Here is an 11882-nt window from a genome sequence, read left to right as displayed (position 1 = left end):
ATGTTAGCGCTTCCAAATTACTTCAACACCTAATACAACTGCATTCCACTTTTATATAAAAAGATTTTTGAATATTTTTTCAACTTACCCTTGTCAAACATTGTCAATTTATATTAAAATAACAACATACAAAATATTTAGTCTTTTCAGAAAAGATGGAGGGATAGCCATGAAGAATTCACTTCTTCGTATTGAAAACTTGCAAACTTCCTTTCGTATACAAGATCAGTATCATGCAGCAGTTGATAATGTATCCTTAACTGTTCATGAAAATGAAATTGTTGCTATCGTTGGTGAGTCAGGATGCGGAAAAAGTGCACTTGCCCTTTCCATTATGCGACTGCATAATGAAGCAAATACAAAATTACAAGGGCAGCTTTACTATAGAGATAAGGACTTACTAAGCATGTCAACCGCCGAAATAAATAAAGTACGCGGTTCAAATATCGGAATGATTTTCCAAGAACCTCTTACAGCACTCGATCCTCTTATGACAGTTGGAAAACAAATCGAAGAAAACTTAGACTACCACACAAGCCTTTCAAAAGTTGAAAAGAAAGAACGCACCTTAGAACTACTTCATCAAGTTGGTATTCCAAAACCAGAACTTACATATAAACAATACCCACACGAATTATCTGGCGGAATGAGACAAAGAATTGTTATCGCAATTGCAATTGCTTGTAAGCCTGGACTCATCATTGCAGATGAGCCAACAACCGCTCTAGATGTAACAATTCAAGCTCAAATATTAGACTTACTAAAATCCATTCAAGAACAAACAAAAATGGGCATCATCTTAATTACACACGATTTAAGCGTCGTTGCCGAAACCGCCGATCGTATTGTCGTTATGTATGCAGGACAAGTTGTAGAAACAGGAACAGTAGAAGAGATTTTTAATAATCCTCTTCATCCATACACTCGTTCCTTATTAAATTCAATCCCGTCTGCATCTGCTGAAAAAGAAAAATTACATGTTATTCAAGGCGTTGTACCGACATTAGCTAAGTTACCTCGCACAGGTTGTCGATTCCAAGCACGGATTCCATGGATTAGACCTGATCAACATGAAGAAAATCCCGTTTTACATGAAGTAAAACAAGACCATTGGGTACGTTGCACTTGCTACAAACATTTCAATTTCCAACATAAGAAAGGAGATGACGTAACTCATGGCACTGCTTAAAGTAGAAGATTTAAAAGTACACTTTCCAATTAAAGGTGGTGTTTTCGGCCGTACATTAGATTACGTTCGTGCTGTTGATGGCGTAAGCTTCGAACTACAACCTGGCGAAACATACGGAATCGTTGGGGAATCTGGGAGCGGCAAATCAACAACTGGAAAAGCAATTATGCACTTAACAAAAGCGACAGGCGGTAGCATTCATTTTAATAATAGAGATTTAACAAAATTAAGTCGCTCAGAACTAAGAGAACAACGAAAAGATATTCAAATGATTTTCCAAGATCCCTATTCATCATTAAATCCGAAGAAACGTGTTATGGATATTATCGCTGAACCACTTCGAAATTTTGAGAAACTCTCACCTGATGAAGAGCGTAGAGCTGTTCAAGATTATCTTGATAAAGTTGGATTAAATCCTGAGTCTATGTATAAATACCCACATGAATTTTCCGGTGGACAAAGACAGCGGATTGGTATTGCACGCGCACTTACACTAAAACCGAAGCTTATTATCGCAGATGAACCTGTATCCGCGCTTGACGTGTCGGTACAAGCTCAAGTTTTAAACTTCTTGCAAGATTTACAATCTGAACTCGGACTAACATACCTATTTATTAGTCATGATTTAGGTGTAGTTCGCCATATGTGTGACCGTATCGGTGTTATGTATCGCGGACGCATTGTGGAAGAAGCAACTAGTGCTGAAATTTATAATAATCCACAGCACATCTATACGAAGCGCCTAATATCAGCTATTCCTGATATTCGTCCAGAAAACCGCGAGCAACAACGTAAATTGCGTCGTGAGGTAAGCGTTGAGTATGAGAAATCATACGAAAGTTATTTCAATGAAAATGGTCGTGCTTACGATTTAAAACCAATCTCGCCAACACACCGGGTGGCATTACCTTAAGGGAGTGATAAAATATGTGGAAATTTATATTACGCCGGGTTTTAGTTATGATACCGCAATTATTCATATTAAGCGTACTCGTCTTTACACTGGCTAAGGCAATGCCAGGTGATGCATTAAGTGGCGCTGAACTAGCAAACCCAAAAGCCGATCCAAAAGTGCTCGAAGAACAACGTGAAAAACTAGGTTTAAACGATCCTATTCCCACTCAATATGTAAGGTGGATTTCAAATGCTGTACAAGGGGATTTCGGTATTTCTTACGCACATAAAATAAAAGTAACAGATATTATCGGGGAACGTCTTGGCAATACCATACTGTTAGCTCTTCTTATTCTTATTCTTACTTACTTAATTGCTATTCCACTTGGAGTTATAAGTGGACGTTGGAATGATACGTGGGCTGATCGACTCATTACGCTCTATAACTTTTTAGGATTCGGTACACCACTATTTATTTTCGGGTTAGTAATGTTATTCTTATTCGGCTTTTTATATCCAATTTTCCCTACGAGTGGTAGCGTTGATCCACAAGTTGCAACAGGATCATTTGATTACTATTTAAGTAAATTCAATCATATGATTTTACCAGCTTTATCTGGGGCATTAATTGGGACTGTAGGAACTGTACAATATTTACGAAGTGAAATTATCGATACGAAACATAAAGATTTTGTACGCACAGTAAAAGCAAAAGGTGTACCAGAATCTAAAGTATATTCCAGACATATTTTAAGAAATTCATTTTTACCAATTGCAGCATTTTTAGGATATGAAATTACAGGTTTAGTTGGAGGCTCTATTATTCTAGAAAATATTTTCGGCTATCCAGGAATTGGACAACTATTTTTCCAATCTATCACTCAACGTGATTTCAGTGTCGTAACTGCTCTTGTATTATTTACTGGATTCGCAACGCTACTCGGGACTCTTCTTTCCGATATTATTCTAAGCATCGTTGATCCACGTATTCGTATTGATTAATGGAGGTGAAGAAACGTTATGTTAGCAAATCCTGAAAAACAAACTGAAGTCATTCATTACGAAAAGAGCCCCTCTGGTTTCTCCATTATGTGGCGAGAATTTCGTAAAGATAAACTAGCAATGTTTTCTCTATTCTTTTTAGCTTTAATATTAATAGCCGTTTACGCAACTTCATTTATTATGAAGCAAGAAGATATCGTCCGAGTCGATTTGTTCGCTATTTATGACCCTCCTTCTGCTGAACATTGGTTAGGAACTGATTATGGAGGCCGTGATATTTTCGGACAATTAATTATTGGTACACGTAACTCCTTTACAGTTGGTTTAGCCATCACTCTTTTAGCAACCCTTATCGGTCTTACGACGGGACTAATTGCTGGCTATTTTGGCGGAGTTGTCGATAACATCATTATGCGTTTTATCGACTTCATGATGATTTTACCATTCTTAATGATTGTTATCGTGTTTATCTCACTCGTTCCAACTTTCAATATTACAACTTTTATTCTCATAATGACGGCTTTCTTATGGGTCGGAAAAGCAAGGCTTATACGCTCTAAAGTATTGACTGAGAAAGAACTTGATTACGTATCTGCATCAAAAACGTTAGGAACACCAAATTGGAAAATAATCTTCCAGCAAATATTACCTAATCTAAGTTCTATTATCATCGTAAATATTACATTAAATCTTGCTGGTAACATCGGGATCGAATCTAGTTTAACTTACTTAGGCTTCGGTCTACCAGAAAGCACACCGAGTCTTGGTACACTTGTAAGTTACGCAACAAATCCAGATGTATTGCAAGAAAAGTGGTGGATTTGGTTACCCGCATCAATCATGATTTTAGTGCTGATGCTGTGTATAAATTTTATTGGTCAAGCGTTAAAGCGTGCGGCTGATGCGAGACAAAGAAAAGGATAAGGGGTGGAGAAGTTATGAACAAACCAAAACTGTACAAAGTATTAAGTACACTTGCTGCTTCAACATTATTACTATCTGCATGTGGGGGTGCTGATAGCGGTAGTAAAAAGGCAAACACAAAAAAAGTAGAAACAAATAAATTTAGTGCTACTGTAAAAAATGACAGTAAAGAAATTAAAGACGGATCATTAACTTATGGACTCGTTTCAAATTCACCTTTCGCTGGTGTTTTAAGTAGAGTATTGTATGAAGTTGCTCCAGATTCAGAAATTATGGATTTCTTTGATGAAGGTTTATTAGCTACAGATAAAAACTGGGAAATTACAAATGACGGTGCTGCAACTTATACAATTTCTGAAGATAAAAAAACAATTACTATTAAGATTAAAGATAATGTAAAATGGCACGATGGTAATCCTGTAACAGCCGAGGATTTAGAATATTCTTACTTAATTATTGGTAATAGTAAATATACAGGTATCCGTTACGACACACAAATGCAAATGATTGAAGGTATGGAAGAATATCACACTGGAAAAGCTGACAAAATTTCCGGTATTAAAGTAGTCGATCCAAAAACAATTTCCATTACTTATAAAGAAGTAAACCCTTCATTGAAAACTGGTATTTGGACATATCCTACACCTAAAAAATATTTAGGCGATGTACCAATTGAAAAACTAGCTGAATCTGATAAAATCCGTCAAAATCCAATCGGGTTCGGTCCATTTAAAGTGAAGAAAATCGTTCCTGGTGAATCAGTTGAGTATGAGCGCTTTGATGATTACTGGGGTGGCAAACCTAAGCTGAAAAATGTAACATTAAAAGTTGTAAATCCATCTATTGTTAGTGCATCTCTGAAAAAAGGTGATATTGATATTGCATCAATTACTGCTGACCAATATCCGAACGTAAGTAAATTAAAAAACACACAACTAATTGGTAAAACTGACCTTGCTTACACTTATATCGGATTTAAGTTCGGACATATGGACAAAGCAAAGAATGAAGCTGTAATGGATAACGATAAATTCAAAGACGTTCGTTTACGTCAAGCGATGGCATATGCAATTGATAGAGAAAAATTAGGAGAAAAAGTATATCACGGACTTCGTGTTCCAGCTAACTCTCCAATTCCACCATCTATGCCAAAGTACCATAATAACAATGTTGGCGCATATAACTTAGATGTAGATAAAGCGAAAAAACTATTAGATGAAGCTGGCTATAAAGACAAGAATGGTGATGGATTCCGTGAGGATCCAAAAGGTAATGAACTTAAAATTAACTTCCTAGCTAGTAACGGTAGTGAAACAAGTGAACCACTCGCAAAATTCTATATTCAATCTTGGAAAGATATCGGCTTAAAAGTAGAACTTGTTGATGGACGCTTACACGAATTTAATGCTATGCGTGATATGATTAAAAAAGATGATCCGAAGGTTGATATTTTCTCTGGTGCTTGGAACACTGGCTCTGACCCTGATCTTTCTGGCCTATGGGGCAAAAATGCCGGATTCAACTACCAACGCTGGGTAAATGATGAAAATACGAAGTTATTAGACGCAGGATTATCAGAAAAAGCTACTGATGAAAAATATCGTAAAGAAGTATACGATAAATGGCAAAAATTAATTCATGACGAAGCACCGATGATTCCAATTCATTACACATTCGATTTAACAGGTGTTAATAAGCGCGTGAAAGATTTTAATGTCAACACTGAAGTGAATCAAATTACTTCAAAATGGAAAGACGTTACTGTAACAAGCGAAAAGCCAGAAGTAGAAAAGTAATCATAAAAATAGCTCTTAGCATCCATATACATGCTAAGAGCTATTTTTTATTTACAATCCTTTTCTTACTATTTATAACAACCAATTCCTTCCCTACTCTAATATTAAAAGATTTGATGAAATACCTTTATTAAAACAGCTAACGTAACAGATGCAGCAAATCCTCCTAGACAAATTAAGCTTACCCCTTGACTATATGACAAATTTTGAAATGATTTCATTGCTTCCATCCTCCCTATCTCCCCTTTGATACTTTTATTTTACCAATGGGAAAAATTTCATAACATCGATTTCTCTAACAACTAACTTACAAATTTGTAAGTTAACATCTTCTCAACTTATATATCTAGTATTTCCACAAATAAGAGTCATTTATACATAAAAAAGACCTCAGTTATACTAAGGTCTTTAGTTACATTCTATTTCATTTTATAATCATCACCGGACATTTCACTCGTTTTGCTATTTTATGACTGACACTACCAAGCACCATTTCTTGCAGTGTGTTTAGCCCTCTGCTTCCCGCTATAACAAGATCTATATCTCCTGTATTTACATATTGAACAATTGTATCTCCAGGATCACCATGTAATATCGTAATTGTATAAGATATGTTCTCTTTCTTTAATAAAACTTCAATCTCTTTTAATTTATCTTTTCGACTAGCCGATATTGTTTCTAAATCTGTTTGACCTTGTATAATATCTGATTTTGCCGTTCTATTATCTACTACGTACACAACTTCAACATTTGTTTCTTCGCTACATTTCGCAATATATGTTGCATGTTCCGCTGCTCGAAGTGCATGTTCAGAACCGTCACATGCTAATATAATTTGTTTGTACATATGCTGAATCCCCTTTTCGTTATCCTACTCGTATTATATAATAAAGCCTCCTAAAAAGGAGGCTTTTAACTAGCAATTCTTTTATTATAAGTAGCTAAATTTGCAACAAGTTTTGAGCTACGTTCATTTAATCCTGTTATACTTACTTTCACACCACTTTGCTCATACTTTATGATAACTTTATCAATTGATGCCACCGCTGAATCATCCCATACGTGCGCATGAGTAAAATTCATTTCAATTTCTTTTACATCTTCATTAAATGAAAAATTATTTATTAAATCGGCTGTGGATGCAAAGAAAAGTTGACCGTGAATTTCGTATATTTTCTTATTTTCAATATATAAATGTTTCACGTGAATCTTTGCCATATTGAATGCAAATAACACCGCACTAATTACTGTTCCGATAATTACACCTAATGCTAAGTTATGTGTAATTAGGACAATCACAACTGTTAAGATCATAACAAATGCGTTTCCTTTTGGTACTTTATGAATCGTTGTTACAGAGTTCCAATCAAACGTTCCGATTGAAACCATAATCATAACCGCAACTAAAGCTGCCATCGGAATATGAACGACATAATCGCCTAAAACGAATAGTAATACGATTAAAAATCCGCCCGCTACAAATGTTGATAGGCGACCTCGTCCACCTGATTTAATATTAATAACAGATTGACCGATCATTGCACATCCTGCCATTCCTCCGAAAAATCCAGCAACGATGTTTGCGATCCCTTGTCCGCGTGCCTCTTTATGCTTATTACTTTCTGTATGCGTCATATCATCTAAAACTGAAGCTGTTAATAAAGACTCTAGTAAACCAATGATTGCAAGCATAACTGCATAAGGTAAAATAATCCCTAATGTTTCTAATGTAAATGGCACATCAGGAATACTAAAGAACGGTAATTCTTTCGGCAGGCTTCCCATATCCCCTACTGTTTTCAACTGTAATCCGCTCATAAGTGCAATGCTCGTCACAATAATAATTGAAATAAGCGTAGAAGGTACAACCGTTGTAATACGTGGAAATAAATATATAATTGCAAGTCCTAATACAACGAGTGCATACATTTGCCAAGTTGCATTTTTAAAATGCGGTAATTGCGCTGTAAAAACTAAAATTCCAAGTGAATTTAAAAAACCACTCATAACAGATTTCGGAACAAACTTCATAAATGAGCTCAGTTTGAACACGCCAAAAATAATTTGGACGATACCTGTTAATATTGTTGTAGCAAATAAATATTGCAAACCATGATCTTTAACAAGCGTTACCATTAATAATGCCATTGCACCTGTTGCAGCTGAAATCATTCCAGTCCTTCCGCCAACAAATGAAATGGTAACCGCAATACAAAAGGCTGCGTATAGTCCAACTGTCGGATCCACGCCTGCAATAACAGAGAAGGCTATCGCTTCAGGGATTAATGCTAAAGCAACGACAATTCCTGATAACACGTCCCCTCTCACATTAGAAAACCAGTCATTTTTTATCGTTTGAAACAAAATACCACTCCTCTACTCCTTTATAATTTGATTTTCTCCATAAGAAAATCTAGCCGACTGCACGAAAGCTATTATATAACGAGTAGAAGATTTTTTGCTATGTAAAAGTTTCCTAAAGAAAAAGACGCTACCTTAGTAGCATCTTTTCTCATTTCATTAATGTCCACCGTGTCCTTGACCACTTTCCTGAACAATTTCTAACCTCTCATCTAGTATTCCTTGTGTTTCAAATGAAATATCACTCGTACTTCCTAATAAGAAACCGTGATTATATGGTCCAAGTGTTGGATCATCTTTAAACTTCGGCTGAATGCTTGCAAGGAAGTCATACACTGGTTGTGAAGCTTTACCTTCTTCTAATAATACAACAGGTGCGTGTTTACCCATATGTGAAAAAGGTGCCCCAGCAACTGCTAAATCTGGTGTTTTGCTTGAAACAAATGATACACCGTGACCAGGTTTTGTGAATCCCCAGCCAAATTTTGTTTTTTCATCTTTAAACTTCGCAAATGCGATAGAATTTTCTGTTGGAGTCTCACCGCTAATACGCGTTACTTTCCCGTATTTGCTTAACTCTTTTTCTACTTCTTTTGAAACGATTTTTTCTGGTCCTAGTACATATATATTTGCTTTATCTTTTCTCATCTTTAATGCCTCTATTGTCGCTTCTGGCACTTTATTCTTTTCTGTATAGAGTAGTGGTTCCGGCATATGAGAAATCCAGTTTACAGCGGGGGTTGTATATAAACGTCCTTCTTCTGCAGACGAACCGACAATAACACTATTTGGGTAGCTTCCTGTTATATCGGCATACTCCTTATCAACATCTTTCGCAAATATAGCTGGGTTCGTTTCTTTTATTTGTTTTACTTTATAACCTTTTAATTGTTCAAGCGCGCTAGTACCTACATCCCCCATCACCATAATTTGTGTTCCATCTTTCGTTCCGATTGGATTTAATCGTTTTATTTCTTTTAACGTCATTTCCGGTATCTTTTCTTTTTCTATAAATAAAATCGGCCCGTTATTCGGATGATGAATAAGGTCTGCACTCGCAATACCTAATTGCCACTCGCTTGCTGGTACTAAAATAACAGCACCCGGCTGGTTCTCTTTATGGGTTGCTGGCCATATCGTTTGCGAAGTTAACACTGCCATTTGCAGGGGATCATTTGTATTTAACCTCGTCACATTTTTTAAACTTGTCGTTAATAAATCATACGATGCCCCTTCGTTCATTTCTTTTGGCGCCGTTACCTCCTGATTCATTTTCATTTCCTTTTGCTCTGTTTTTTTCTCTTTTGTAGATTCATGGTTTTTATGGTCTGTATTCGTTTGTCCGCATGCAGCAAGACCAACTGCTGTAATTATTGTTATCCCAAAAATCCGGGTCATTTTTTTCACTATACCGCCTCCGTATTAATCATTTTTGAGCCAATATGATTACCTAAAATGTAATTTCAACTCCACAATAACAAGCAATTCTGAAGAAATTATGCAGACACATCATAATCTGCACCATTTCTTCATGATTTTGCATTACACTTTAAGTAACGATTATAAATATGGAGGGCTCTCTATGATTGATATACTGCTCGTAGACGATGAACCGAGAATGCTTGAATTATTAACGCTTTATCTTACCCCAATTGGATATAACTGCGTATGTGCGACTTCAGGAGAAGAGGCTATTTTACATATAGAAAATCGAAACTTTAAATTTGTTTTACTCGATATTATGATGCCAAAGATGGACGGATGGGAAACGTGCAAAAAAATCCGATCTTTTAGTAACATTCCTATTATTATGGTTACAGCTCGTGATCAAACAGTAGATGTCGTTCAAGGATTAAAACTTGGAGCCGATGATTACGTAACGAAACCTTTCCATGAAGAAGAACTTTTCGCAAGAATTGAAGCCGTTTTAAGACGTACAAATGAACATAAACAAATCCAATATCACGGTATTGTATGGGATGAAACAAAACACTTCGTTTCTGTCCATAATGAAGAACTCCTTCTCACACCAATTGAATTTTCTTTACTCGGATTATTTTTACGCCATGTGAACTACGTATTAAACCGTGATCAGCTCATCGAACGAATTTGGGGGTTAAACACAAATACAGAAGATCGCACAGTCGATTCACATATTCGTAATTTACGTGATAAATTGCGAAAAGCAAATTTCCCTATTGATCACCATTTAAAAACTGTTTACGGAGTCGGATATCGATGGGTTGATACTCTAGATTAAGGAGCAAAGCAATGAAGCGAATTTCTATTCAGCTCGGATTTTATTTTTTGATTGTTACACTTTTAATCGAAAGTGTTCTATTTGTCTCGCTTTATTATAGCCTTGTCAACAATAGAGTAAATGAAGAAATGACAGCTTTATTAAAGCGCGGAAATAGTCACAGAGATGTCCTTGAAAAGTATTTTGATAAGCAAACAATCTCCCATGTTGCACTAATGGAATCCGAAGCCGAAACTACTGTTGTTATTACAAATGCAAATAAGGAGGTACTAGCTAAATCCAATGAAATAAATACTACTATAAAAAAGCATATTGAAAAGATGCAAACACGGACAGATCATGACGGAGCAATTATAGAGAATCATTGGAAAACATCTAATTATATATGTACAGTTAGCCCCATTGTAGTGGCTGGAAAAACGGAAGGATACGTATATATGTTTCTCGGGACGGAATCAATCGAGGAAATGGTGAACGGGCTAACAAGACAATTCATTATTGCCGGAGTCATTACGTTTCTACTAACAGCCATCACCATCTTTCTATTATCACGTTTATTAACAAAACCATTGTTACACATGAAACATGCAACTGAAAAAATGAGTAAAGGCGATTTGTCCGTTTCGTTAACGACTACTCGAAATGATGAAATTGGTGAACTAGCATCATCTATTCAAACGCTCGCAAATGATTTACATTATATGAAAACAGAGCGAAGTGAATTTCTAGCAAGTGTTGCTCACGAATTACGAACACCGTTAACATACGTAAGAGGTTATGCTGACATTGCTTTAAAAGAAAGCACCTCTCCTGAACAACGTTTGCGATATTTATCAATTATAAAAGATGAGTCTGATTACATTACAAACTTAGTTCAAGATTTATTTTCACTTGCACAAATGGAACAACATAACTTTTCTATCCAAGTAAAGGAAGTGCATTTACACACCTTCCTTACTCGTATAGCTGAAAAAGTAAACGCCATGTATAAAGAAAGATACATTAAAGTTTCTTTCTCTTGTCCTCCTACACTGCTAGTAAACTTGGATGAACAGCGATTTGAACAAGTTATAGTAAACATTTTAAATAACGCTTATAGACATTCAAAAGAACATTCTCATATAAACATTTCTATTACAGAAGAACATAAACGTATCTCCATTACAATTGAAGATGAAGGCGAAGGTATCCCGCCTGAAGACCTCCCTCACATTTTTGACCGCTTTTATCGTGTTGATAAAGCTAGATCACGAGCTACAGGTGGAACTGGTTTAGGACTCTCTATCGTGAAGGAAATTGTAGAGCTACACGGCGGGAATATTACAGTAACGAGTGAAGTCAATCACGGGTCTTGCTTTATAATTTCATTACCATCTATAAAGAAACACGACTATCATCAATAGTCGTGTTTCTTTATCCCGCATTAACGGGCAGTAAGACCCCTACATCAAAATTC

Annotated in this window: 11 protein-coding genes; 7 read left to right on the top strand and 4 right to left on the bottom strand. The window is 36.0% G+C overall.

The genetic code is table 11. The features are described 5' to 3' along the window. Window positions 1-169: 169 nt before the first annotated feature. The 5 genes from MRP26_RS24765 to opp4A are packed head-to-tail and all read left to right on the top strand — an operon-like array spanning window position 170 to window position 5805. On the top strand, window positions 170-1189 hold the full coding sequence (locus MRP26_RS24765; RefSeq protein ID WP_197241440.1) for an ABC transporter ATP-binding protein: 1020 nt from the start codon (window positions 170-172) through the stop codon (window positions 1187-1189). Further along, a complete protein-coding gene (locus MRP26_RS24760) occupies window positions 1176-2102 on the top strand; it encodes an ABC transporter ATP-binding protein (protein ID WP_001196381.1) in 927 nt (308 codons plus the stop codon). The genes MRP26_RS24765 and MRP26_RS24760 overlap by 14 nt, the downstream gene beginning before the upstream one ends. A 14-nt stretch (window positions 2103-2116) precedes the next feature. Next, window positions 2117-3085, top strand: coding sequence for an oligopeptide ABC transporter permease (gene opp4B / locus MRP26_RS24755; RefSeq protein WP_000265452.1), 969 nt, complete (start codon window positions 2117-2119; stop codon window positions 3083-3085). An 18-nt stretch (window positions 3086-3103) separates the two neighbouring features. After that, entirely contained in the window at window positions 3104-4009 is a 906-nt protein-coding gene (locus MRP26_RS24750) for an ABC transporter permease (RefSeq protein WP_000880730.1), read from the top strand. A 14-nt stretch (window positions 4010-4023) separates the two neighbouring features. Next, entirely contained in the window at window positions 4024-5805 is a 1782-nt protein-coding gene (gene opp4A / locus MRP26_RS24745) for an oligopeptide ABC transporter substrate-binding protein (protein WP_069354965.1), read from the top strand. Between the two features lie 104 nt (window positions 5806-5909). Here opp4A and MRP26_RS24740 read toward each other — a convergent pair whose 3' ends face one another. From MRP26_RS24740 to MRP26_RS24725, 4 genes are all read right to left on the bottom strand, one after another. After that, window positions 5910-6026, bottom strand: a complete 117-nt coding sequence (locus tag MRP26_RS24740) for a DUF4027 family protein (protein ID WP_000834733.1) — start codon at window positions 6024-6026, stop codon at window positions 5910-5912. Window positions 6027-6229: 203 nt separating this feature from the next. Beyond that, window positions 6230-6652, bottom strand: a complete 423-nt coding sequence (locus MRP26_RS24735) for a universal stress protein (RefSeq protein WP_000278001.1) — start codon at window positions 6650-6652, stop codon at window positions 6230-6232. Window positions 6653-6717: 65 nt separating this feature from the next. After that, window positions 6718-8169, bottom strand: a complete 1452-nt coding sequence (locus tag MRP26_RS24730; protein WP_242807037.1) for a SulP family inorganic anion transporter — start codon at window positions 8167-8169, stop codon at window positions 6718-6720. A gap of 156 nt (window positions 8170-8325) precedes the next feature. Continuing rightward, window positions 8326-9573: a cell wall-binding repeat-containing protein gene (locus MRP26_RS24725; RefSeq protein WP_197241439.1), complete on the bottom strand. Its 1248-nt coding sequence runs from the start codon at window positions 9571-9573 to the stop codon at window positions 8326-8328. Between the two features lie 175 nt (window positions 9574-9748). On the opposite strand from MRP26_RS24725, the gene MRP26_RS24720 reads away from it, so the two are divergent. Both MRP26_RS24720 and MRP26_RS24715 read left to right on the top strand, forming a co-directional pair. Next, on the top strand, window positions 9749-10426 hold the full coding sequence (locus MRP26_RS24720; RefSeq protein WP_053565245.1) for a response regulator transcription factor: 678 nt from the start codon (window positions 9749-9751) through the stop codon (window positions 10424-10426). Between the two features lie 11 nt (window positions 10427-10437). Beyond that, window positions 10438-11829 carry a sensor histidine kinase gene (locus MRP26_RS24715; RefSeq protein ID WP_161114607.1) on the top strand — a complete coding sequence of 464 codons (1392 nt, stop codon included), beginning with the start codon at window positions 10438-10440 and terminating at the stop codon, window positions 11827-11829. Window positions 11830-11882: the final 53 nt, after the last annotated feature.

It is taken from the genome of Bacillus sp. CCB-MMP212 (assembly GCF_022748145.1).
Classification (GTDB): domain Bacteria; phylum Bacillota; class Bacilli; order Bacillales; family Bacillaceae_G; genus Bacillus_A; species Bacillus_A cereus.
This window is presented reverse-complemented; position numbering and strand designations above follow the sequence as displayed.